Consider the following 24148-nt stretch of genomic DNA (forward strand, 5'->3'; position numbering starts at 1 on the left):
GCCGTGTGCATCGAAGACGAGCGTCCACAATAGACAAAAATGCTGCCGGAGCCGATCGGGCTCCGGCAGCATTGTCAGAGGAAACTCAGCCGCAGTGTTCGAACGGGCTCTCGTACGCGGACGAGCCGACCGAACCGCCCCACCTGACGCACGTCGAACCGGCGCTCTTCTTCACCGGGCCGGCGTAATAGGTGAAGTTCCCGGAATCCGTCGCCCTGGTCGAGCCCTTCACCTCCAGGAACGCCGAAACCGGGCTGGCCGTCCCGAGGGAGACCGCCTTCAGGGTCGTCACGCAGTTCTCTTTGGAGGACGAGTTGTACAGCAGGTACGCGGTGCCCGCTGTCCCCAGCGCCTGCTGGTCGATCACCGAGAAGCCCGACCCGCACACCTGCGTCGCCGAGTACGGGTTGCCGCCGCAGCCGTTCTTGCTCGTGAAGTCCTTCTTGCCGTAGTATGGCACCGCGACGCCGTTCAGCACGGCCTTCTGCGTCACACCGTTCAAGTTCTCCTCGAAATGCAGATGAGGCCCAGTCACGCCGCCGGTCGCGCCCGCTTTGCCGATCTCCTTGCCCTGCCCGACGCTCTGGCCCACCGAGACTTCCTGCTCGGACAGGTGCGCGTACCGGGTCCGCCAGCCGCCGCCGTGGTCCAGTTCGATCCAGCGGCCGTAGCTGGTGCTGCCCTCGTTCGCGACGCGGGTGACCGTCCCCGGCGCGGCCGCGAGGACCGGCATGCCGGTGATGCCGGACTTCTGGAAGTCGACCGAGTTGGCCGGGTTGTGGCCGCTGAAGGTCGCCGCGGTGACCGTGACGCCGCATTTGAACGGCACCTGGAAGTTGGGGGCCGCGGACGCCGTCGACTGGGCGGCGAGCGTCAGGCCGCACGCGGGCAAGGCCACCGCGGCCGCGACCGCCGCGAACCGTCTCAATCTGGACATGGGGCGTACCTCCTGGTGGGGGAAATGTCCGAGCGCCTCCAGCCAAGCCCGAGCCAGTACATTTTCCGTACAAGACGACTCGGGAGGGCCCATGGGCACACCGGCGGCCTCGCTCGCGAAGGCGCGGCGGCGGTTCGAGGGCGCCGACTGGGTGCGCTGGGGCGTGCTCGCCGTGCCGGCCCTGTTCGCGATCCCGAACGCGCGCCCCTGGTCGTGGCCGCTGATCGGGCTGGTCCTCGTCCTGTCCGTCCCGGCGCTCTGGCTCACCCGCGAGTCGCGGCCGCGCTGGCTGATGCCCGCGACCATGATCGCCGTCGTCGCGGCGGCGGGCGCGCTCTGGATCCTGCAGCCGGGCAGCTGGACCTCGACGACGATGTTCGGCGCGACCTTCTACGCCCTGCGCGTCTCCGGCCGGATCGCGGCGGCGATCTCGCTCGCCGCGGCTTCGGCGACGATCCTCACCTGGTCGATCGTCTACGACCTCGACTGGCTGAACGCTGTCGCGCTCTTCGCGATCCTCGTCGTGATGGTGCTGCTCGCCGCCAACCGCCGGAGCCGCGCGGAACGGCTGGAGCAGACCGAGCTCGCGCTCGCCAGGGCCCAGACCGCCAGCGAGGAGCACGCCCGCGCGGCCGCCCTCGCCGAACGCACGCGCATCGCTCGCGAGTTGCACGACGTCCTCGCGCACTCGCTCGCCGGTCTCGCGCTCAACCTTCAGGGCGCACGCCTGATGATGGTCCGCGACGGTGCGAGCGAAGAGTCTCTCGCGCAGATAGAACGCGCGCAGAAGCTGGCGACCGACGGTCTCGCCGAAGCACGCAAGGCTGTCGCTGCGCTGCGCGAAGACGCCGTACCCGTCGAGCGCTCGGTCTCGGACCTTGTCGCCGCGTACAGGCTCGACACCGGCTCTCGCGCCGACTTCGTGATCGAAGGCGAACCGCGCGAGCTGGACGCAGCTGTCGGCACGACGCTCGTACGCGCCGTACAAGAAGCCCTCGCCAACTCGCGCAAACACGCCGCAGGTCCCGCTGTAGACGTCACGGTGGCCTTCAAGAACGAAGAAGTCGACTTAACGATCATCGACCACCAGGGCCGCCGTCCGCCGGAGCCGCCGTCGCCGGGATACGGTTTGCGAGGCATGGGCGAACGGGTCGCGCTGTTGAACGGGAAGCTCGAATGCGGCCCTGGGGAGGACGGATGGCGGATTCACCTGACGGTGCCGGCGTGACGCTGCGCGTGGTGCTGGCCGATGATCAGGCTGTAGTGCGCGAAGGTCTCGTCACGCTCCTCGGGCTGCTGCCCGGCATCGAGGTGGTAGGCGCGGCCGTAGACGGCGTACAGGCTCTCGAGCTGGTCGCCGAGCATCAGCCGGACGTACTGCTCGTCGACCTGCGCATGCCGCACCGCGACGGCGTCGAGACGACTGAACTGGTGCGCGCGCAGCATCCGAAGACCGAAGTCGTCGTCCTCACCACCTACGCCGACGACGACTCCCTGCTCGCCGCGCTCAAAGCCGGCGCGCGCGGGTTCCTCACCAAGGACGCCGACGCCGAAGCGATCGCCCGCGCCCTCCGCTCAGCGGCCGCTGGTCAGTCCACTGTGGACGGCGCGCTCCAGCAACGGCTGGTAGCCGCCGCGACGAGCCGCGCACCGGTCCGCACGAAGGAGCTGGAAGGCCTCACCGCGCGCGAAGTCGAAGTGTTGCGGCTGATCGCGGCCGGTCTGTCGAACACGGAGATCGCGCGCACCCTCGTGGTCAGCGAGGCGACGGTGAAGACGCACGTCAACCACCTGTTCTCCAAGGCGGGCCTGCGCGACCGCGCGCAGGCCGTCGCCTTCGCCTACCGCGCCGGGATCGCCGAGTAGAACGCCTTCTTCCCGCCGACGATCGGCAACGTCACCGTCGTCCCGGTCAAGTCCAGCGACAGCCCGGCACCCGGCTGCGGCCGCAGCGTGAAGTCGTGATCGCTGGACGCCAGCACGAACTCCAGGCGATGCCCGGCGGCCACGATGTAGTCCTTCGGCATCAGCGAAACCTCGATGCGGTACCGCTGTCCGGGGGTGATCGGCGACGTGACCGACGGACTGATCCGGTTCTGCGGATCCGTCCAGCCGCGGCTGATCACGTGGGAGGTGCCGTCCGGCGCGCGGTCAAGCAGCACCGCGGTGACATTCGCGGCCGGACGGTCGAACGACAGCCGAAGCTCGGCCTTCGCGGTGCCGGACAACCGGACCGGCTCCGTGGTCGCGGAAGTGCGGTAGCGCAAGCGGTTCCCGGACGACGCCGCGTCGGCGAGCTGTTCGATCTTCTTGCTCGCGTCGTCGGCCAGCGTTTCGACGGTCGGACGGCCGGGCACGGGCTGCCGGTCGAGTGCCCCGGTCGAACGTCCGCCCGGCCACGGGTGCAGCTCGACGTCGGAAGTGCCCGGCGCGGGCCAATCGGCCTCGTCGACCCACGACTTGTCCTCGCGCTGAATGGTCGCCTTCGGCTCGCGTTCGATGCCGTTGTCGACCCCGTAGAGGTAGTGCGACATCCACTTGTTCAGCGTCGTGAGCCAGACGTCGCGGCGCAGCGAAATCGGGTCCGCGTGGCCAGATTGGTGCAGCCAGATCTTGTGCTCGACGCCGTGCTTCTTCAGCGCTTCGTACCAGGTGGCGACCTGCTCGGTCTTCACGTTCCAGTCGTTCAGCCCGTGTACTGCGAGCACCGACGCGTGCACCTTGCCGACGTCGTTGCGGTAGTTCCGGACGTCCCAGAACTTGCTGTAGTCCCCCGTCAGCCGGTCCTGCGCGGCGGTGAGGCCGTCGAGCACCGGACGGCAGATCTGCTGGTCAGCGCGCGAGTAGACGTAACCCGCGAGCACGTCCGTGTCCTCGCCCTGATAGCCGCCGGGTGCCACGACCGCGCCGGCGTTGCGGTAATAGCCGTACCAGCTCGAAATGGCGGCGATCGGCACGATCGTCTCGAGTCCTTCGACGCCGGTGCTGGCGACCGCGTTGGGCAGTGTGCCGTTGTACGACACGCCCATCATGCCGGTCTTCCCGGTGCTCCAGCTCGCCGCGACAGACGCTCCGGCCTGGTTGTGCGCGGAAGCGCGGCCGTTCAGCCAGTCGACCACCGAACGCGCGCCGATCGTCTCGTTCACGTCGCCCGTCGTCGGGCAGCCGGTGGACAACCCGGTGCCGAGGGATTCGCCGTACACGACAGCGAATCCGCGCGCGGTGAAGTAGTTCTGGTAGCTCCAACCGATCGGTGCCGCGACGTGCGGGCCCGGCACGTACAGCTCGGTGTCGACGTTGTGGTTGGGTACGTCGTTGCCGCCTGCGAAGTACGGGCTCGCTTCGTACACGACCGGCACCTTCATGCCCTGCTCCGTGGCGCGCGGACGCACCACTTGCGCGTGTACGAGGTCAGGCTTGCCGTCGTGGTCACTGTCGACGGGCGCGGTGACCCAGACGTCTTCGCGGATGACGTCAGCCGGATCGAAGACCGGCTGCGCCTGACCGTCGGTGAAAACCGGCGCTGGCGGCGAAGCAGCTTCAGCGACCGCGGGCACGGACAATGTGGCCACTGCGACGAAAACGGCAGCGACCCGAGCGGCAACTCCCACCAGAACCCCCAAGCTGGACGAAGCAGGCGAGCAAGTTGAGAGTTCCGTCAACCGCAACTCGCGTCAACCGACTAACGTCGGAGCCATGGACGCACCGATAGTCACGGTCACGGTCTATCCGCAGCACGCGCGCGTCACCCGCCGCTGTCAAGTCACTCCGGCCGACGGGTCCCGCGTAGAGATCACGGGTCTCCCCCTGTCGCTTGACGCTGCTTCAGTGCGCGTCAGCGGCGCGGGCGACGCGTTGGTCACGGGCGTCGACGTCGCGTACGCGCAACACGCTGCGCCTGCGGACCCAACGCTGCGCGCGCTCGTGGAGCAGCGTCGCGCGGACCAAGCGACTGTCGACGAGGTTGCGGACGACGAGAGCGCAGCGGCGGCGCGCGTCGACCTGTTGACGGGCGTCTCGCGACGCAGCGGAGCAAGCTTCGCGAAGGCGTTGGCTGGCGGCGACGCGGAACCGGGGCGTGTCCAGGAAGTGAGCGAAGCGCTCAGCACGCAATTAGCCGCAGCGCTCAAGCAACGTCGCGCGCTCGCCACGAGGCTGGAACGGCTGCGCGAAGACCTCGCCGCGCTAGACCGCCAGATCGAAACTCGCAGCGCACAGTCCGAACAGGACAGTTCGACCATCGTCGTGGAGCTGGAATCCCCTGCCACCGCGGAAATCGAACTGTCCTATGTGGTCCCCGGCGCGCGCTGGGAACCCGGGTACGACGTGCGGGTGCGCGGCACCGACGTCACCGTCACCTCGTACGGGCTGGTCAGCCAGCACACCGGCGAGGACTGGCCGGAGTGCGAGCTGACGCTGTCCACCGCGCGCCCGGCGAACACCGTCGTGATCCCGGAACTCCAGCCCTGGTACCTGGATCGGCAGCAGCCGGAACGGCGCTCGATGGTGCCGCCCGCACCCGCCGCGATGGCGGCCTACGGCGGTGCCGCACCCGCCGGTCGGGACGGCTTCGCCGCGCACCTCTCCGAAGTCGAGCAGGGCGCCACCGCGGTCACCTTCCGGCCCGCCCGCCCGGTCGCGATCCCGTCCGGCGCGCAAGGTCACCGGACGACGCTCGCGCAGCTGGACTTCACCGCGGAACTGGACTACGTCACCGCGCCGACGCAGGCCGAAGAGGCGTATCTGCGCGCGAAGGTGGTCAACACCGGCGAGCACACGCTCCGCGCCGGTCGCGCCGCGGTGTTCCACGAAGCCGAATTCGTCGGCAGCACGCAGCTGGAACTCTGGGCTCCCGGCGAGGAACGCGAACTCGCGCTGGGCGTCGACGACCGGATCCGCGTCGAACGCGAACTGGTGAAGCGCAGCGCCAGCAAGGCGACGTTCTCCGCGCAACGCCGCCGCGAAGCCGATTACCAGACGACGGTGACCAACCACAGCCCCCGCGAAGCCGTGGTGGCCGTGCTCGACCAGGCCCCGGTCTCGCGGGACGACGCGATCACCGTGCGGGACCTGCGGCTCAGCCCGGAGCCGGTCGAGCGCACCGAGCTGGGCCAGTTCACCTGGCGGCTCACGATCGCGCCCGGGGCGTCCGCGACGGTCTCTCTCGGCTACCGGGTGGACGTCGCGAAGGGCGTCGAACTCAGCGGCTGGCGCGAGTGAGCGCTCAGCCCTGCGAGATGTAGGCCTCCAGCTGTTCCTGGCTCTGTTCCAGCTGCTCCATCCGGATTTTCACCACGTCGCCGATGCTCACGATGCCGGCGAGGCGCCCGCCGTCGAGCACCGGCACGTGCCGGATCCGCCGTTCGGTCATCACGACGCTGAGCTGGTCCACCGGATCGTCCGGGGTGCAGCTGGCGACCATGGTGGTCATGATGTCCGCGACCGGCCCTTGCAGGACGGCGGGCCCGTGGTCGTTGAGCTTGCGCACGACGTCGCGTTCGGACACGATCCCGGCGATCCCGCCCTCGGCGTCCACGACGACCATCGCGCCGACGTTGTGCCGGGCGAGTCCCGCCAGCAGCTCGGCGACCGTCGTCCCCGGCGACACAGTGGCGACCGTCGCGCCCTTGCGCTGAAGCACATCCGCAATCCGCATGGCGATGCCCTCTCCTCGGTGAGTCGGGTCACATCAGGTTAGGGCCCCGGTGCCGACTGCGAAAGTCCAGCGGGACGCGTCCGTTCGTGGTAACGGGCTCAGCCGTCGAACACCCGGCGCAACCGGGCGAGACCGGGTCCGATCTCCTCCGCCGCGATCGCGCCGTAGCCGAACAGCAGCCCGTGCCGCCGCGACGCCACGGAGAAATCGCCGAGCGAAAACAGCCGCACGCCCGCCCCGGAGGCCTTCCGCGCGAAGCCGCGCAGATCCCGGTCCGCCGACGCGCTCAGGTGCAGACCCGCCGACGCGGGAACCGGCTCCAGCACGTCGGCGAATTCCGCCCGGAGGCGGTCGACGAGGAGGTCGTGGCGGGCGCGGTAGATGCCGCGCATCCGGCGGACGTGCCGGGCGAACCCGCCTTCCGCGATGAACGCCGCGACCACCGCTTGTTCGATGCCCGGGGAATGCCAGTCGGCGAGGTATTTCGCCTTCACGATCGCTTCCGCCAGAGCGGGCGGAGCGGCGAGAAAACCCAGTCGCAGCGCGGGAGACAGGACTTTCGAGAACGAGCCCACGTAGACCACCCGGCCGTGAGAATCCAAGCTGTGCAACGGTTCCAGCGGTCGCCCGGAGTAGCGAAACTCGGTGTCGTAGTCGTCCTCGACCACGACTGCGCTGTTGTCCTCGGCCCAATCGAGCAGCTCTCGGCGGCGAGCCGGCGACATCGCGACACCGAGCGGGTACTGGTGCGACGGCGTCACGTGCACCAGACGAGTGCCCCGCAGGATCGCGTCGACCACGAGGCCCTCGTCGTCCACCGGAACCGGCGCGACGCGCACCCCGAGCGTGCCCAGCAGCAGGCGCGGCGGCGGGTAACCGGGATCCTCGACGGCAGCCAGGTCGCCGGGTCGCAAGAGGACGCGGGCGACGAGGTCGATCGTCTGTTGCGCGCCCGAAGTGATCACGAGGTGTTCCGGGCGCACGCGAACGTTCCGGGACACCGCGAGGTGCCGCGCGAGTTCGGTGCGCAGCCGGGGATCGCCCTGGGGCTCGCCGTAAGTCATCAGTTCGGCGTGGGAGCTGCGCAACGCCTGGGTCGTCAGCCGACGCCAGGTGTCGAACGGAAACAGCCGTACATCCGGTACTCCGGCACGGAAATCGAACTCCGGCGGGTTCGTGAACGCTTTCGGCGGCGCGGGCACGTCTGTCCACTCTGGACGCGGCTGGACGCCTTCGGCGAACCTGGCCGGTTCGGCAAGCCGTGGCGCGGCGCCGGTGCGCACGTAGGTACCCGCGCCGACTCGGCCGGCGAGGAATCCTTCCGCGGTGAGGCGTTCGTACGCCGCGGTGACGGTGGTGCGCGAAACGGCCAGCTGGCGTGCCAGTTCCCGGGTCGGCGGCAGCACGTCGCCGTCGCGCAGCCGCCCGTCGAGCACCGCTTCGCGGATCTGGCGGTAGATCTCGTCGCGATGGCCGCGAGCGCCGGACAGGTCCAGGTGCAGGTCCACGCGTCCAGCCTAGATTGGTCCACCGCAGTTGGCCCGGTTTTGGCTCTCTTCCTGGACCGATCTGGCGGTTAGCGTGAGCCCATGACCACGTTCGACCTCGACCGGCAGTCCCTGCTCGTTCTCGACCCGATCGTCTCGGAGATCACCGCGGCGGACCTCGACCGGCCCACGCCGTGCGCCGGCTGGACGCTCGCCGACCTGCTCCGCCATCAAGTCAGCGAAAACCACGCCTTCGCCGAAGCAGCGCGCAACGGCTCCGCGAAGGACTGGGACAGCGGTCAGCTCGGCGAAGACCCGTACGCCGCGTACGCAGCTTCGGTGACCGACTACCTCGCTGCGTACGGAGAAGCCGACGTCGCGGAACGAGAGATTGCCATCAACACCTTCGGCACCTTCTCGGGCACAGTCGCGATGGCCATGCACCTCGTCGACACCGTGGCGCACGGCTGGGACCTCGCCAAGACTCTCGACGTCGCGTACAACCCGGTGCCAGACGCGGTGCACGCCGCCCTACAGTTCGCGCTCATGATCCCGACCGACCCGAAGGAACGCGTCGAACGCGGGACCTTCGCGCCGGTGGTGCCCGTCGACACCGGCGAAAGCGAACTGGACCAGTTCCTCGGCAGGCTGGGCCGCGACCCGCGGTGGCGCGTCAGCTGACCTTGTCCGCCGGGGCCGACCAGGTGTCGCAGGCCGCCGGACCGGCTCCGGTGTAACCGGCCTTCGCCCAGGCCAGCTGGTTCGCGCGGGTGCCGTGGTCGCCGCTGTCGTCGGCGCGGCCGTAATCGGCGACGGCGGCGTTCGCGGTGGCCCGGCTGATCGACCCGCGGTCCGCCGCGGCGTTGAGGAACAACGCGCCGAAACAGTTCGCCTGGAGCTCGATCCGGCGCACGACCGCCTTGTCCGCGTCGCTGCTCGGTTCCGGCGAACCCATCTCCGTGCTCGCCGCGTCGAGGATGCCGCTCTCGCGCTGCACGTGGTGGCCGTACTCGTGCGCGAGCGTCGCCAGATGCCGGGCTCGGCTCAGCCCGGCGTCCGACAGCATCCACTCGGTGGGCGCGTAGATCGTGGCGTCGCCGCCGCAGTAGTACGCGACCGCCTCGTTCCGGGACGGCGCGCTGCCGCACGCACTGGTCTTCGGCAGCGTGACCGACACCTTGACCGGCAGGTTCGGCTCGTCCGCTTTGTCCAGCGCGGGCTGCCACGCCTGCTTCAGGCAGCCCACGAGCGCGGTGTAGAAGGTCTTGAGCTGCTCCGGGTCCCGGCTCAGGTCCGGCAGGTCGCACGACACCGGACCGAGCGCGACGCCCTCGGCCAGCAACGGGTTGCCGCTGAGCTTGCGCACCGGTTTGGCGTCCTGGCGGTCCGGCATCGCGTCGGCGTCCGGGGCCGCGATCGCGTGCCCGGACACCTCGTGCGGCACCACGGCCATGAGCGCGAGCGTGACCGCGACGATGGCCACCGCCGCCACGGCGCCCAGCGCTTTGCCCGCCTTCCGGCGCGGCGGCGGCTGCGGTGCTGCGGGAGGCCACGGGCCCCCGGCGTAATACGTCATTCCTCCCCCTCCCGACCAGCATACGGAGACCGCGCGCGGGCCTGGATCACGAAACGGGAACGCCGGGATCCTGGCCGGATCCGCGAGCGGCAGCGAGACTGGACGCTATGACTGTCGAAGATCCGTACCTGTGGCTTGAAGACGTGACGGGCGACGAGGCGCTCGAATGGGTCCGTTCGCGCAACGCGGAGACGCTCGACGCGCTCACCGCGAGCGAGAGGTTCGGGCAGCTGCGGGACTCGATCCGCGAGGTGCTCGACGCGGGCGGGCGGATCCCGTACGTCGCGCGCCGGGGGACGCACTACTACAACTTCTGGCAGGACGCCAACCACCCGCGCGGGCTGTGGCGGCGCACCACGCTGGAGCAGTACCGCACCGCCGAACCGGACTGGGAGATCCTGCTCGACGTCGACGCGCTCGCCGCGGCCGAGGACGAGAACTGGGTCTGGAAGGGTGCCGCGGTGCTGCGTCCCGGGCACCGGCTCGGCCTGGTCCAGCTGTCGAGGGGCGGCGCGGACGCGACCGTCGTCCGCGAGTTCGACCTCGACGCGCACGAGTTCGTGGAGAACGGCTACACCCTGCCCGAGGCGAAGCACCGGATCGGGTGGATCGACGCCGACCGGGTGTACATCGGAACGGACTTCGGCCCGGGCTCGCTCACCACGTCCGGCTATCCGCGGCTGGTGAAGGAATGGCGGCGCGGCACCCCGATCGAGGACGCGGTGCTCGTCGCCGAGGGCAAGCCGGACGACGTCGCGGTGATGGCGTACCACGACCCGACCGAGGGTTTCGAACGCGATTTCGTACGCCGGGCGATCGATTTCTACCGCACCGAGTACTTCGAGCGGACCCCGTCCGGGCTGGCCAAACTGGACCTGCCCGAGGACGTCGAGGTGTCCACGCACCGCGAATGGCTCCTGGTGCACCCGCGCAGCGCGTGGACTGTCGGCGGCACCGAACACCCCGCGGGCACGCTGCTCGCGATCGGCTACGAGGCGTTCAAATCGGGCGACCGCGAGTTCACCGCGCTGTTCACCCCGGACGCGCACACGTCGCTGGACTACTACACGTGGACCCGCAACCACCTGCTGCTCGCGACGCTGCACGACGTCAAGTCGGAGCTGCGCGTGCTGACTCCCGGCCCGGACGGCTGGGCCGAAGCGGAACTGGGCGGTGCGCCGGAATTCGGCAGCGCGCAGATCGTCGACACCGAACCGGACGTCGACGACGAGTACCTGGTGGATTCCTCCAGCTACGTCCAGCCGTCCACGCTCACCCGCGGCGTCGTCGGCGGCGACGTCGAGGTGCTGAAGCAGGCGCCCGCGTTCTTCGACGCGGCCGGGATCGAGGTCAGCCAGTACTTCGCGACGTCGGACGACGGCACGAAGATCCCGTACTTCGTCGTCCGCCCGCCGGGCGCGGAAAACGGCCCGACGCTGCTGTACGGGTACGGCGGTTTCGAGGTTTCGCTGACCCCTTCGTACGGCGGGGTCGTCGGCCGGTCCTGGCTCTCGCGCGGCGGAACGTACGTGGTCGCGAACATCCGCGGCGGCGGCGAGTACGGCCCGGAATGGCACATGCAGGCGGTGAAGGAGAACCGGTACAAGGCGTTCCAGGACTTCGCCGCGGTCGCGCGCGATCTCGTCGCGCGGGGCATCACGACGAAGGAACGGCTCGGCATCCAGGGCGGCAGCAACGGCGGGCTGCTGATGGGCGTCATGCTCACCCGTTACCCGGAGCTGTTCGGCGCGATCGTGTGCCAGGTGCCGCTGCTCGACCTGAAGCGTTACCACCTGCTGCTGGCCGGTGCGTCGTGGATGGCCGAATGGGGCGACCCGGACGTCCCGGAGGAGTGGGAGTACATCTCGAAATACTCGCCGTACCAAAACGTTTCCGCGGACGGCGAGTACCCGCCGATCCTCTTCGTCACCTCCACCCGCGACGACCGCGTGCACCCGGGGCACGCGCGCAAGATGTTCGCGCGGATGCGGGAGCAGGGCCACGACGTGGAGTACTTCGAGAACATCGAAGGCGGCCACGGAGCGGCGGCGGACAACGAACAACTCGCGTTCCGTTCAGCGGTCGCGTACGAATTCCTCTGGTCGAAGCTTTCCTAGACCAGCCCCCGGGGCCGCGCCCGCACGCGCGGCCCCGGGCGGATCGACGGTCCTCTGTGGGCCTCCGCGAGCGCCCGCTCGAACCGTGCCCAGGCGTCGGTGACGAACGCCAGCCACGGCACGCCGAGCCGCCGCAACGCGCGCCCGTGGCCGACTAACACGCCGCCGGTTTCCACGATCGCTTTGGCTCGCCATCTCGCACTCGCTGAGATTCGTTGCCGCCGCAACCGATCCACGTGATAGCTGAGCTGCCGTTCCACCCCGGCGGACACCCGGGCGGCGACCTCCACGGTGACCGGGTCGCGGGTGCCGTCCCGCAACGCGCTGTAGTAGCCGAGCGCGAGCACGTCGGAGATCAGCTGGCTCATCACGTCGCTTTTCGCTGACTGGCTTGCGGTTTCGAGAAGCCTCAGCTCTTCCGGCGGGTGCCGGAACCTCCGGACGCTGCGCGCCACCACCGGATCCAGCGGAACCCCGCTCCCCCACACCGGCCGCGGCCGGACCTTCCGTCGCCGAGCCTCCGCCTCGAACACCGCACTCCAGTCCACGGCAGCCATGCTGCCGCCCGGATGTGCCGGTGCCGCGGGGAGAATGTGGAGATTCAGTGGGGGCGAGTTCGCACCCGGCCTTGTTACTGTACCTACTAGTATGTACGGTGACCTTATGTCCACGAGAGACCAGCTCATCGCGAGCACGCAGGACCTGCTGTGGGAGCGGGGGTACGTCGGCACCAGCCCGAAGGCGATCCAGCAGCGCGCCGGGGCCGGGCAGGGCAGCATGTACCACCACTTCACCGGCAAGGCCGACCTGGCGCTCGCCGCAATCCGGCAGAACGCCGACGATCTGCGCGCCTCCGCCGAGACCGCGTTCGCCCAGGGCACGACGGCGGTCGAACGCGTTTCGGCCTATCTGCTGCGCGAGCGGGACGTCCTGCGCGGCTGCCCGGTCGGACGGCTGGCGCTGGACCCCGAGATCGTCACGAACCCGGAATTGCGTGCGCCGCTGGAGGAAACGTTCGACTGGCTGCGCGGCCGTCTCGCCGAAGTGCTCGCTGAGGGCATCGCGAACGGCGAACTCCCGAGCGACCTCGACCCAGCGGCAACGGCAACCACGCTGGTCGCGGTGTTGCAAGGCGGGTACGTCCTCGCCCGATCATCCGGGACGGTCGAGCCGTTCGACCAAGCGATCCGTGGCGCGCTCGCACTCCTCGGCCAGCGGTGACGTCGATGTACGCCATGCAGTACGAGATCGATTTGCCCGCTGGATACGACATCGAGCGCCGAGTCGCGACCCGAGGCCACCGCACTGACGCGTTCCCCGGCTTGGGACTGAAGGCATATCTGGTGCGCGACAACCAGTACGCGCCGTTCTACCTGTGGGCCGACACCGCCGGCATGAGCCGATTCCTTTGGGGAGGCGGCGGATTCGACGGCATAGTCCAAGATTTCGGCCGACCGCCCGTACACCATTGGACCGGCGCGCGCTGTCTTCCCGGCCCAGCGCGCGCGGCCGCTCCGACGTTCGCGACTAAACGTGTCGGGCAGTTTTCGGAAGACATCGACCGCGAACTAGCCGAACTCGCGCAGCTGTCCCAAAACCCAGCCGTGCACACGACCGCACTGGCCATCGACCCGAAGCGCTGGGAAACCGTGCGCTTCACCCTCTGGGCCACCATCCCGGACGAGGACAGCGACGTCCAGTACCGGGTGCTTCACCTGTCCCGCCCCGAAATCGACCAGCTGAGCTGAGAGGTCCCCATGCCGCTCGTCCGCATCGACGTGCTGTCCGAACCGAACGCCGACCGTCTCCCCACCATCGGCGAAGCCGTGCACCAGGCGATGACCGAAACCATCGACGTCCCCGCCGACGACCGGTTCCAGATCCTGAACAGCCACGCCCCGGGCCGATTGCGTTACGACCCAGGCTATTTCGGCGTCCAGCGCGACGACGACATCGTGTACATCGCCATCACAATGCGCGCCGGCCGCACCAACGAACAGAAAACCGCGTTGTACCGGCGAGCGACCGAACTCATCGCCGAGGCAACGGGGATCGAACCGCGGAATGTGTTCTTCAGCCTGACGGAAAACCACGAGGTGGACTGGTCGTTCGGCGAGGGTGTCGCGCAAATGCTTTCTTGACGCTTTCTTGCGCAAGGAACTGCCGTGACTCCTCATCGCGGAAACCGCTCCCCGGCAAGGCACCGCTGTGCCAAACTGCGGTTGGTCGTTTGCCGTTGAGGGGGTCCCCGTTGACCGAGGAACGTTACCAGCCCGATAGTCGCGCTAACCACCTCGAAGCTTGGAAGCTCACTCGGTCAGGATCCGCGTGGTTCCTCCAGTATCGCGGCGTCCCGGCGGTCACTGATCACGTTCTCGGTATTCTTCCCAGGGCGAAAGCCGTCGGCACCCTCAGCCACGACCCTCAGTGGCCTTACCGGATCCGCATGGATTTCAAGCCGGACGGATCCTTGGCGGAGTTCCTGGATTTCTTGCAGGAAGTTCTCGTCATCCACATCAGGCAAAAAGGCTGTCTGGATGCCGCGATTGCACTGGACTTCTACACGCGACCAGCCAAGAACGGGTCAGGCGACCTGGTTTACACGTCGACAGCGCAGTCGATCCGGCTGATCAAGCATTACGAATCCGCCGAGCAAGCCGAAGTGGACCGGGCCGGGCAGGAGCTGTGCCGTTCGCTGAGCGACGCGATAGTTCGCCACGAGTGGTTCAACGAAGCCACTCGGATTCTCGCCGTTCCCGGACATGCCCGAGACAAGCCGTCCGTCAGCGTCCTGCTCGGCACGCTGCTGTCGCGGGAGCTCGGCATCGAACTGACCTCGGTCAGTTGCACAACCCCGCTGCGGAAACCCGCCAAACTCATGTCTCCGCGCGAGCGCGCCACCATGCTCCATGAGTTTCGAGTCGACGAAGACCTTGCCGGCGAGACAATCCTTGTCTTGGACGACGTCTACCACACCGGCTACACCATGGCGGGCGTCGCGAACGCAGCGCGAAGGGCCGGGGCCGGCACAGTGCTCGGACTCGCCGCCGCTAGGAATCTACGCCGCTAGCTCGCGTGTACGTCCGATTCCTGCCGGGACAAACGTCAGCCGGGAAGGGACAGGCACACTGCCCCTTCCCGGCTGTGTCTCGCTTAACGACCGATCAGCTGCAGCCGGACGTCGCCCCGCAGCCCTCGCAGGCGTAGCACGATCCAGCGGGCCGCATCTTCGTGCCGCAGGTCATGCAGAGCGGTGCGTCCGCGGCCTTGCCGAGGTGCAGTTCCATCAGCTCGGCGGTGCTGTGCGCGTCGCGTCCCGAAGTGTCCGTTGTGGACTCTTCGGTGCGGGCTGGCGACGCGTCGACACTGCTGCGCAACGCGTCGATGTCGAGGCTCTGGCCGCCGTAGTTCGCCTCGACCTCGGCCGAGCGCTCGTCCGCGGTGAAAATGCCCAGCTGCGCACGCTTTTCGTACGGCAGGTAGTCGAGCGCCAGGCGGCGGAACAGGTAGTCCATGACGCTCGTGGCGATCCGGATGTCCGGGTCGTCGGTCATGCCTGCCGGTTCGAAGCGCAGGTTCGAGAACTTCGAGACGTAGAACTCGAGCGGGATGCCGTGCTGCAGGCCGACCGAGATGGACATCGAGAAGGCGTCCATCACGCCGGACAGCGTGGAGCCCTGCTTGCCGAGCTTCACGAAGATCTCGCCGAGGCCGTCGTCCGGGTACGAGCCCGCGTGCAGGTAGCCCTCGGCGCCGCCGACGGTGAACGACACCGTCTGGCTCGGGCGCTTCTTCGGCAGGCGGCGGCGCACCGGGCGGTATTCGACCACCTTCTCCGGCTCTGTCTCCGCCGCGGCTTCCTTCTTCTTTCCCGTCGACAGCGGCTGGCCGACCTTGCAGTTGTCGCGGTAGATCGCGAGCGCCTTGAGGCCGAGTTTCCAGCCCTGGAAGTAAATCTCCTCGACATCCTCGACGGTCGCCGACTCCGGCATGTTGACCGTCTTCGAGATCGCGCCCGAGATGAACGGCTGCACCGCGGCCATCATCCGCACGTGGCCCATCGGCGCGATGGACCGGTCGCCGACCGCGCAGTCGAACACCTCGTAGTGCTCGGGACGCAGGCCCGGCGCGTCGACCACGTGGCCGTGCTGCGCGACGTACTCGACGATCGCCTCGACCTGCTCGGCCTGGTAGCCCAGCACCTGCAGCGCGCGCGGCACGGTCTGGTTCACGATCTGCATCGACCCGCCGCCGACGAGCTTCTTGAACTTCACCAGCGAGAAGTCCGGCTCGATGCCCGTGGTGTCGCAGTCCATCATGAAGCCGATGGTGCCGGTGGGCGCGAGCACCGAGGCCTGCGCGTTGCGCCAGCCGTTGCGGGTGCCGAGCTCGATGCCCTTCTGCCACTCCTCCGACGCGAGCGCGCGGACCGCGGCGTCGTTGCCGTGATAGGTGCGGACGAGTTCATTGGCCGCGGCGTGCTTGCGCATGACGCGCTGGTGCGCTTCGGCGTTGCGCGCGTAGCCCTCGTACGGCCCGACGACGCCGGCCAGCTCGGCCGAACGACGGTAGGACACGCCGGTCATCAGGGACGTGATCGCGGCGGCGAGCGCGCGGCCGCCCTCGGAGTCGTACGCGTGGCCCAGCGCCATCAGCAGCGCGCCGAGGTTGGCGTAGCCGATGCCGAGCTGGCGGAACTTGCGCGTGGTGTCGGCGATCGGCTCGGTCGGGAAGTCGGCGAAGCAGATCGAGATGTCCATCGCGGTGATGACGAACTCGACGGCCTTCGCGAACAGCGGCGCGTCGAACGTGCCCTCCTCGGACACGAACTTCAGCAGGTTGAGCGACGCGAGATTGCAGCTCGAGTTGTCGAGGTGCATGTACTCGCTGCACGGGTTCGACGCGGTGATCCGGCCCGATTCGGGGCAGGTGTGCCAGTCGTTGATCGTGCTGTCGTACTGGACGCCCGGGTCGGCGCATTCCCACGCCGCCTGCGCCATGCTGCGGAACAGCTTCTTCGCGTCGGTGCGGTCGATGACCTCGCCGGTGAGCCGGGCGCGCAGGCCGAAGTCCGTGCCGTTCTCGACGGCGTGCATGAACTCGTCGGACACGCGGACCGAGTTGTTCGCGTTCTGGTACTGCACCGAGGAAATGTCGGAGCCGGAGAGGTCCATGTCGAACCCGGCGTCGCGGAGGACCTTGATCTTTTCCTCTTCGCGCGCCTTGGTCTGGATGAATTCCTCGATGTCCGGGTGGTCGACGTCGAGCACGACCATCTTCGCCGCGCGCCGGGTCGCCCCGCCGGACTTGATGGTGCCCGCGGACGCGTCGGCGCCGCGCATGAACGAGACCGGACCGGACGCGGTGCCGCCGGAGGTGAGCAGTTCCTTCGAGGACCGGATGCGCGAGAGGTTGAGGCCCGCGCCGGAACCGCCCTTGAAGATCAGGCCTTCCTCGCGGTACCAGTTGAGGATCGACTCCATCGTGTCGTCGACGGCGAGGATGAAGCAGGCGGACACCTGCTGCTTCGAGGACGTGCCGACGTTGAACCACACCGGGGAGTTGAAGCTGAAGACCTGGTGCAGCAGCATCCAGGTGAGCTCGTGCTCGAAGATCTCGAGGTCGGACGGGCCGGCGAAGTAGTCGTGCTCGGCGGCGGCCTTCACGTAGGTGCGCACCACGCGGTCGATGAGCTGCTTGAGGCTGCTCTCGCGCTGCGGGCTGCCGACCGCGCCGCGGAAGTACTTGCTGGTGACGATGTTGGTCGCGTTGACCGACCAGAACTCGGGGAATTCGACCCCGCGCTGCTCGAAGTTGACGCTGCCGTCGCGCCAGTTGGTCATGACGACGTCGCGGGTCTCCCACGCGACCTCGTCGTAGGGGTGGGTCCCCTCGGTGGTGAAGACCCGCCGGACGGTGAGGCCCTTGTTCGGCTTCTTGTTCTGTCCGGCCGCGGCGCCGGTTCCCACGGTTTCGGTCATGCGGTCCTGTCCCTCGCTCCCCGCGACCCGGTGACGGCTCAGTCGTCGCCGGCGCGCTCGCCTTCCTGGTCCTCCGCAGTTCCCGCCATGGCTTTCCGCAGGTCGGAGATCTCCTTCTCGAAGTCCTCGACCGAGGAGAAGGAGCGGTAGACGCTGGCGAACCGGAGATACGCGACGCCGTCCAGTTCCCGCAGCGGGCCGAGGATGGCGAGGCCGACCTCGTGGCTGGGGATCTCGGCGAGCCCGGCGGACCGGATCGACTCCTCCACGCGCTGCGCGAGCTTCTGCAGCGCGTCGTCGTCGACCGGGCGGCCCTGGCAGGCCCGCCGCACTCCGTTGACCACCTTGTCCCGGCTGAACTGCTCGGTGGCGCCGGACCGTTTGACCACGGCCAGCACCATCGTCTCCGACGTGGTGAAACGTCGTCCGCACTCGGCGCACGAACGCCGCCGCCGGATCGCCTGTCCCTCGTCCACCTCTCGGGAGTCGACGACCCGAGAGTCCGCATGCCGGCAGAACGGGCACCTCATCCGCCGATCACCTTCCCCTCCGCGCCGGTCGATTCCTGTCCCGACCGGCCCCTGCCGCCACGCTACGGCCTGGACCGCGGTCACCGCGCGCGACCCCGCGCCTGGTGATCGACTTGTGGACATCCGGTGGGCAACTGCCGACCAGCTGTGGACAACTGCCGCCAGTCTACCCCTACCTGTGGACCAACTACAGCGGTGTAACTACTAGATATAGGGGTAGACCATAGATCGCCTCCGGGGCGGGCGCAAGAAACCCGAGAGGGTGAAAGAGCGGTTGCGCAAGATGCGACCGGGTGGTTTCCGAGAGTCATGACCCGGACGCGCCCCCTGTTTCTCCGCCCGAACCGGCCCCGGACCAGGCGACCGGCACGGTGAGCGGCATGCCGGGCAGCAGCGCGGTGTCGTCGAGGTTGTTGAGCTCCTTGATCCGTTCGACGACCGCGCTCTGGTCGGCGTTCGGCGCGAACCGGGCGGCGAGCGCCCCGAGCGAATCGCCGGGCTGCACGGAAACGGACGCGGTCCGCGACGGCACCGGGCCGCTGGACACGCCGGCGCCGAACACGCCGAGCCCGGTGACGATGAGGCAGGCCGCGAAGGCGATCGCGAACAGCCACGGCCACCGCACCGACGGCCGGGCCTCGGTACGGCAGGCCACGCCACCGCGCCGCCCGGCGACGACCCGCTCCCGAGACGGCGGCCGCAACGGCTCGCCATGCCGCTCGCGCGCGGTGCGCCCGGGGTTGGCCGGGACGGCGGCGGGGATGTGCCGGACTGTGCGACGGGCCTCGCGAGGAAGGGGCTCTTCGGTTTCGACGGCGGAGGGGGCGGAGGTCTGGAATCCGGCTCGTTCGGCGGACCGGACCGCCGCGCGGCCGCGCGCCGCACGCTCTTCAGTTTTGACGCCAGAGGGAGCCGAGGTCTGGACCCCGGCACGCTCGGCTGACCGCACCGCAGCGCGGCCGCGTGCCGCACGGGTCGGGTGTGCTTCGGTTCCGACAACAGAGGGGGTCCGGAACCCAGCTCGCTCGACAGGCCGCGCCGCACGCTCTTCAGCTTCGGCACCAAAGCGGGCGGATGCCTGGAACCCGGCCCGCTCACCAGAGCGCACCGCAGCGCGGCCGCCGACCGCACCGGTCGGGCGCTCTTCAGCTTCGACAGCAGAGCGCGCGGACGTCTGGAACCCAGCCCGTGCGACGGACCGAACGGCGGCGGCAGAGCGCAGTCCGGCATCATCGCTCGGCACCGATCGCTGGAGATCGGCTCGCTCGCCGCCTCCGAGTCCGGCTTCCTCTGCTGCCAGCCAGGCACGCCGCCGCCCGGCCGCGCCGCGTGCGCCTTCCCGGGGCTCGCGCGCACCGCGTCCGCGCCGTGCGTCAACCCGGACGGACTCGCCGCGCGCAGCCTCGCCGGACCGATCCGTGCCAGGGCCGCGCCGGGCGCCGGTCCGGTCGCGAAGGTCGACCACCTCGGCGGAACCGGCCGCGGAGCCCGGAACCTCGCCGGATTCGGCTTCGGAGCCCGAAGGAACACCATCCTTTCGGGTGGCGTCTATCCGCTCCGCGCGGCGCCGCGAACGGCGCGTCGGGCCGCCCCGCCCGGGTTCCCTCCGGGCGGGGGCCGTCCCGTCCGACGCGGCGCCGCCCTCGACAGGGCGGACGGCAGGGACGGGCCGAAGCGGGCGGACCAGCCCGCGATCTGCCAGGATCGACATTCCGGAACCTCCTCGTGACCTGCGAATCCGTCCGGTCCGGGCCGTACACCTGCGCCGCAGCGGTCCAGATCGAACAGGCGTTCTATCGAACGTCCGTGCGAAGGTCTACCACCCCGCACCGACAAAATCGAGAGGACACGGCGTGTCGATCGAACAGATGTTTGAAATCGTCGCGCGCGGTGGCTAACGTCGGTGACCAGGACATCTGCCGGACCGGCTCCGGCGGGTGCCGCCGGACGGGCGTTCGCGGAAAACGCGGATCCCGGACCGGCGCACGCGGACACGCGCGGGACGCCGACACGGCGACCGCGGGACGGCTGGAGGCGACGCAGCGTTGGAGAAGGACACGGTGAAGGGCACCGCGGCGAAGGGGGCCAAGACGGCCTCGCGAGGCAAGGCGTCCGCACAATCCGCGCGCGAGTCCGGCCACGAGAGCACGGGGAAGGTGAGCGCCATGCCGGAGGTGTACGACGTGGACGAGACGCTGACCGTCCGCCAGCAACAAGTGCTCGACGTCATCCGCACGTGGGTGAGCCGCTTCGGCTACCCGCCGAGCGTGCGCGAGATCGGCGAGGCGGTGGGACTCACGTCCACGTCGTCGGTGTCGCATCAGCTGCGGGCGCTGCAGCGCAAGGGCTACCTGCGCCGTGACGCGAACCGGCCGCGTGCGGTGGGCGTGCTCGCGTCCACCGACGACAACCCGATGGGCATCGACATCGACCAGCAGCCGTCCGTGCCGAAGGCGGCGTACGTGCCGCTGGTCGGCCGGATCGCGGCAGGCGGTCCGGTGCTCGCCGAGCAGGCCGTCGAGGACGTTTTCCCGCTGCCGCGCGAAATCGTCGGCGAGGGCGAACTGTTCCTGCTGAGCGTCACCGGCGATTCGATGGTCGACGCCGCCATCACCGACGGCGACTGGGTCGTCGTCCGGCAGCAGCCCGCCGCGGAGAACGGGGACATCGTCGCCGCGATGATCGACGGCGAGGCCACGGTGAAGACGTTCAAGCGCAAGGACGGACACGTGTGGCTGATGCCGCACAACGAGGCGTACGAGCCCATTCCCGGTGACGACGCTTCGATCCTGGGCAAGGTCGTGGCAGTACTGCGGCGACTCTGAGCCGTGGCGCGCTCCCCCTCCCCCGAGGCCGGGGTGAGGGGAGCGCGCGCTGGGGTTGGGGTTCGCCGCCGACGGTCGTGAGGCTGAGGCGAGGCCGGAAGCAGTGCTACGGCAGGAACGGCGGCAACTCTGACGCAGTTCGTGCGGAGCGGTGGCGCGGCGGGAGCGGTGGCGCAGCGACGGGCGGCACGCAGGAGCAGCGCGCCTGAGCGGTGTTCCGGTTCGGTGTTGCGGCAGGAACGGCGGCGTGCAAAAGCGGTGCGGCGAGCGTGGTGCCGCGCAAGAGCAGTGCGGCAAGAGCCTGCCGTCAAGAACGGTGCTGCGGCGGGAGTGGCGGCGCGTGAGGAACGGTGCCGCGCCCGGCGGGTAGCACCTCTGGAACGGCGGCGCGCGGAAGAGCGGCATGTCAGAAACCGCGCCACAGCAAGAACGGCGTGTCAGGAACGGGCGTCACGGCGGGAGCGGCGCGCAAGAACGAGCAGCGAGTCGTGGCGAGCACGGCGGCGAGTCAGGCGCGGCGGCGTTTCCTGGCCAGCAGGAACCAAGCACCAAGAACAACCACCGCAGCAACGGCAGCAGCGGGAATCAGCGGAAACCCGCCGGACTCCTGCTCCGCTGGCTGAGGAGTAGCAGCACCACCCGGCTTAGGCGCAGGTGCTTGCGGCGTGACCAAAGACGTCGCGTTCTTGATCGCCCGCACCGGTTCGCCGACGCCTTCGCTCGCGGACAACAACGTGCCATCCGGCTCGAAAGCAACAGCCTCGCCCTGCTTTTCATTCGGCAGCGGAATCCGGACCGGCTCTCGTTGCAGAGCAGCCGCGACGTCGCCGTCCGGAGCCGCGTACAAGTACGCGTCCGTGTAGGTCCGCAGAGCGATGACCTTCCCGTCCGCGCTCGTCGCGCCTCCGGTGATCAGCGCCGACCCGAACGAGCCCACTGGGCCGCCTGGGGTGTCGGTGCTGTGGACGCGCAGGGTGCCGACCTGCTCCAGCTTCGTCGGGCCGGGAGTCGCCAGCGGGACTGACGGCCGATAGACCTTGGAAGTGCCCAGCAGATCCTTGGTCACCAGGAACGGCGTGCCGGACTGGTCCAGAACCAGGGTCTCCGTGTCGTGCGGGCCGTCCGGGTAGGTCAGGCGATGCACGACGGCCGGGCCGCCAGTGGGTTTCAGTTCCAGCAGGGCGATCGTTTCGCGTTTGGCGCGGTTGTCGCCAGTATCCGAAAGCCACAGGGTGCCGTCTTTGCCGCGGGCCAGGTCCTCGACGTCGTACGGGTCCGTCGAGTCGGTCAGGACGTCCGTCACCTGGCATTTCCGGTCCAGGACGAAGACCTGCACCTTGGTGCCGCCGTCGTTGATCGCGTACCAATGCTCGCCGTCGGAGGTCAGGCCGGACAGCTCGTTGAGGCGCTTGTCCTTGACCTGACACAGCGTCTCCGGGGCGGGAGCAGCCGCAGCGGGGACAGCTCCCGCGAGCATCAGGACAGCCGTCAGTGCCAGGACGACCCGCACCAGTTCACCTCCGTAGTGCACGGCCCGCTCGGACCGTGCACTACGGAAGACGTTCAGAGCGCCGAGGCGTTGGTCTCGAACGCCCGCAGAGCCGCGGCGAGATCCGGCCGGACTCGCACCTTCAGGCGCGTGCCGTCGGCGACGTGCTCTTCTTCCAGCACCTCGCCTTCCGCGTGCGCCCGGGACACGAGTTCGCCACGCGCATACGGGACCAGCACGTCGATCACCGTTTCCGCGCGCGGCAGCCGTTCGGCCAGCACCTCGGCCAGGTCCGCCACGCCCGAGCCGGTGCGCGCGGAGATCTGCACCGAACCGGGCAGCGCGTGGCGCAGCCGGGCCAGGGTGACGTCGTCGGCCGCGTCGGCCTTGTTGATCACCAGCAGCTCCGGCGGGAGCGGCTCCTTGCGGCTGCGGGTGATCTCGGCGAGCACCTCGCGCACCGCGTTGACCTGGTCCTCCGGGGCCGCGTCGGAACCGTCCACGACGTGCACGAGCAGGTCGGCGTCGGCCGCCTCCTCCAGCGTCGAGCGGAACGCGTCCACCAGCTGGTGCGGCAGGTGCCGCACGAACCCGACGGTGTCGGTGAGCGTGAAGGTGCGCCCGTCGGCCGTCTGCGCCCGGCGCGTGGTCGGGTCGAGGGTGGCGAACAGCGCGTCCTCCACCAGCACCCCGGCCCCGGTCAGGGCGTTGAGCAGGCTCGACTTGCCGGCGTTGGTGTAGCCGACGATCGCCACGCTCGGCACCTCGTTGGCCACGCGCTTGCCGCGCTTGGTCTCGCGGATGGTGTCCATCGCGGCGATCTCCCGGCGCAGCTTCGCCACGCGCTTGCTGATCCGCCGCCGGTCCGTCTCCAGCTTCGTTTCACCAGGTCCGCGCAGGCCCACGCCGCCGTTCGCGCCGCCCGCGCGGCCGCCGGCCTGCCGGGACAGCGCCGAACCCCACCCGCGCAGCCGCGGGACGAGGTACTGCAGCTGGGCCAGCTCGACCTGCGCCTTGCCCTCCTTGGACCGGGCGTGCTGGGCGAAGATGTCGAGGATCAGGGCGGTCCGGTCAATAACCTTGACCTTGACCTTCTCCTCCAGCTGGCGCAGCTGGCCGGGCGAGAGCTCGCCGTCGCAGATCACCGTGTCGGCGCCGGTGGCCACGACCACGTCGCGCAGCTCGCGGACCTTGCCGGACCCGACGTACGTCGCCGGATCGGGCTTCTGCCGCCGCTGGACGAGGCCTTCGAGCACCTCCGAGCCCGCCGTCTCGGCCAGTCGCGCCAGTTCGGCCAGCGACGCCTCGGACTGCTGGGCGGTGCCTTCAGTCCACACGCCGACCAGCACAACGCGCTCCAGCCGAAGCTGCCGGTACTCGACCTCGGTGATGTCCTCGAGCTCGGTGGACAGGCCCGCGACCCGGCGCAGCGACGCGCGGTCCTCGAGCTCCATCTCCCCGACCGAGGGGTCGTAGGGGTCGTTGTCGTCGTAAAAGTCTTCGTGTGTCTGTTCTGTCATCGTGCCTCCATGGTCCCACGTTTCGGCGCG

21 protein-coding genes are annotated in these 24148 nt (G+C 69.3%); 10 read left to right on the forward strand and 11 right to left on the reverse strand.

What is annotated here, in order from left to right; genetic code table 11:
- Positions 1-85: 85 nt before the first annotated feature.
- Positions 86-937, reverse strand: coding sequence for a M23 family metallopeptidase (locus tag EIZ44_RS19280; RefSeq protein ID WP_037809802.1), 852 nt, complete (start codon positions 935-937; stop codon positions 86-88).
- A 91-nt stretch (positions 938-1028) separates the two neighbouring features.
- Here EIZ44_RS19280 and EIZ44_RS19285 point away from each other — a divergent pair, with 91 nt between their 5' ends.
- Positions 1029-2165 (forward strand): sensor histidine kinase, encoded by a 1137-nt coding sequence (locus EIZ44_RS19285; RefSeq protein ID WP_134730218.1) that lies wholly within the window; start codon positions 1029-1031, stop codon positions 2163-2165.
- A complete protein-coding gene (locus EIZ44_RS19290) occupies positions 2162-2803 on the forward strand; it encodes a response regulator (protein ID WP_037810105.1) in 642 nt (213 codons plus the stop codon). The genes EIZ44_RS19285 and EIZ44_RS19290 overlap by 4 nt, the downstream gene beginning before the upstream one ends.
- On the opposite strand, the gene EIZ44_RS19295 is transcribed toward EIZ44_RS19290, so the two are convergent.
- Complete coding sequence (locus tag EIZ44_RS19295) at positions 2779-4509, reverse strand: Xaa-Pro dipeptidyl-peptidase (RefSeq protein ID WP_240691350.1); 1731 nt, start codon at positions 4507-4509, stop codon at positions 2779-2781. The two genes, EIZ44_RS19290 and EIZ44_RS19295, sit on opposite strands and share 25 nt — an antisense overlap.
- Positions 4510-4633: 124 nt before the next feature.
- On the opposite strand from EIZ44_RS19295, the gene EIZ44_RS19300 reads away from it, so the two are divergent.
- Entirely contained in the window at positions 4634-6157 is a 1524-nt protein-coding gene (locus EIZ44_RS19300) for a DUF4139 domain-containing protein (RefSeq protein ID WP_134730222.1), read from the forward strand.
- 4 nt (positions 6158-6161) lie between these two features.
- On the opposite strand, the gene EIZ44_RS19305 is transcribed toward EIZ44_RS19300, so the two are convergent.
- Positions 6162-6593, reverse strand: a complete 432-nt coding sequence (locus EIZ44_RS19305) for a CBS domain-containing protein (protein WP_037809798.1) — start codon at positions 6591-6593, stop codon at positions 6162-6164.
- A 98-nt stretch (positions 6594-6691) separates the two neighbouring features.
- Positions 6692-8101, reverse strand: coding sequence for a MocR-like pyridoxine biosynthesis transcription factor PdxR (gene pdxR, locus EIZ44_RS19310; protein WP_134730224.1), 1410 nt, complete (start codon positions 8099-8101; stop codon positions 6692-6694).
- An 81-nt stretch (positions 8102-8182) separates the two neighbouring features.
- On the opposite strand from pdxR, the gene EIZ44_RS19315 reads away from it, so the two are divergent.
- Positions 8183-8761 (forward strand): TIGR03086 family metal-binding protein, encoded by a 579-nt coding sequence (locus EIZ44_RS19315; RefSeq protein WP_134730226.1) that lies wholly within the window; start codon positions 8183-8185, stop codon positions 8759-8761.
- Here the strand turns inward: EIZ44_RS19315 and EIZ44_RS19320 are convergent.
- Positions 8754-9656: a neutral zinc metallopeptidase gene (locus EIZ44_RS19320; protein WP_134730228.1), complete on the reverse strand. Its 903-nt coding sequence runs from the start codon at positions 9654-9656 to the stop codon at positions 8754-8756. The two genes, EIZ44_RS19315 and EIZ44_RS19320, sit on opposite strands and share 8 nt — an antisense overlap.
- 107 nt (positions 9657-9763) lie before the next feature.
- On the opposite strand from EIZ44_RS19320, the gene EIZ44_RS19325 reads away from it, so the two are divergent.
- Entirely contained in the window at positions 9764-11773 is a 2010-nt protein-coding gene (locus EIZ44_RS19325) for a prolyl oligopeptidase family serine peptidase (protein WP_134730230.1), read from the forward strand.
- Here the strand turns inward: EIZ44_RS19325 and EIZ44_RS19330 are convergent.
- On the reverse strand, positions 11770-12330 hold the full coding sequence (locus EIZ44_RS19330; protein ID WP_134730232.1) for a hypothetical protein: 561 nt from the start codon (positions 12328-12330) through the stop codon (positions 11770-11772). The genes EIZ44_RS19325 and EIZ44_RS19330 overlap by 4 nt on opposite strands.
- A 106-nt stretch (positions 12331-12436) precedes the next feature.
- On the opposite strand from EIZ44_RS19330, the gene EIZ44_RS19335 reads away from it, so the two are divergent.
- The 4 genes from EIZ44_RS19335 (at position 12437) to EIZ44_RS19350 (ending at position 14843) form a co-directional block, all read left to right on the forward strand.
- Positions 12437-12994 carry a TetR/AcrR family transcriptional regulator gene (locus EIZ44_RS19335; RefSeq protein ID WP_167754206.1) on the forward strand — a complete coding sequence of 186 codons (558 nt, stop codon included), beginning with the start codon at positions 12437-12439 and terminating at the stop codon, positions 12992-12994.
- 5 nt (positions 12995-12999) lie between these two features.
- On the forward strand, positions 13000-13521 hold the full coding sequence (locus EIZ44_RS19340) for a DUF4865 family protein (protein WP_134730236.1): 522 nt from the start codon (positions 13000-13002) through the stop codon (positions 13519-13521).
- Between the two features lie 9 nt (positions 13522-13530).
- Positions 13531-13914 (forward strand): tautomerase family protein, encoded by a 384-nt coding sequence (locus EIZ44_RS19345; RefSeq protein ID WP_134730238.1) that lies wholly within the window; start codon positions 13531-13533, stop codon positions 13912-13914.
- A gap of 110 nt (positions 13915-14024) precedes the next feature.
- Complete coding sequence (locus EIZ44_RS19350; protein ID WP_134730240.1) at positions 14025-14843, forward strand: phosphoribosyltransferase; 819 nt, start codon at positions 14025-14027, stop codon at positions 14841-14843.
- Positions 14844-14937: 94 nt separating this feature from the next.
- Here EIZ44_RS19350 and EIZ44_RS19355 read toward each other — a convergent pair whose 3' ends face one another.
- From EIZ44_RS19355 to EIZ44_RS45560, 3 genes are all read right to left on the reverse strand, one after another.
- Complete coding sequence (locus tag EIZ44_RS19355; RefSeq protein WP_134730242.1) at positions 14938-17754, reverse strand: vitamin B12-dependent ribonucleotide reductase; 2817 nt, start codon at positions 17752-17754, stop codon at positions 14938-14940.
- A 38-nt stretch (positions 17755-17792) separates the two neighbouring features.
- Complete coding sequence (gene nrdR, locus EIZ44_RS19360; RefSeq protein ID WP_037809784.1) at positions 17793-18284, reverse strand: transcriptional regulator NrdR; 492 nt, start codon at positions 18282-18284, stop codon at positions 17793-17795.
- Between the two features lie 307 nt (positions 18285-18591).
- Positions 18592-18939, reverse strand: a complete 348-nt coding sequence (locus tag EIZ44_RS45560) for a LysM peptidoglycan-binding domain-containing protein (RefSeq protein ID WP_134668646.1) — start codon at positions 18937-18939, stop codon at positions 18592-18594.
- Positions 18940-20449: 1510 nt separating this feature from the next.
- Between EIZ44_RS45560 and lexA the strand changes: the two genes are divergently transcribed.
- Positions 20450-21109 (forward strand): transcriptional repressor LexA, encoded by a 660-nt coding sequence (lexA, locus tag EIZ44_RS19370; protein WP_167754212.1) that lies wholly within the window; start codon positions 20450-20452, stop codon positions 21107-21109.
- A gap of 508 nt (positions 21110-21617) precedes the next feature.
- On the opposite strand, the gene EIZ44_RS19375 is transcribed toward lexA, so the two are convergent.
- Together EIZ44_RS19375 and hflX are read right to left on the reverse strand one after the other, a co-directional pair.
- Positions 21618-22619 carry an esterase-like activity of phytase family protein gene (locus EIZ44_RS19375; RefSeq protein ID WP_167754207.1) on the reverse strand — a complete coding sequence of 334 codons (1002 nt, stop codon included), beginning with the start codon at positions 22617-22619 and terminating at the stop codon, positions 21618-21620.
- A 53-nt stretch (positions 22620-22672) separates the two neighbouring features.
- On the reverse strand, positions 22673-24118 hold the full coding sequence (gene hflX / locus EIZ44_RS19380) for a GTPase HflX (protein WP_037809777.1): 1446 nt from the start codon (positions 24116-24118) through the stop codon (positions 22673-22675).
- Positions 24119-24148 lie beyond the last annotated feature (30 nt).

Origin of the sequence: Amycolatopsis nivea (assembly GCF_004522235.1) — a bacterium.
Classification (GTDB): domain Bacteria; phylum Actinomycetota; class Actinomycetes; order Mycobacteriales; family Pseudonocardiaceae; genus Amycolatopsis; species Amycolatopsis nivea.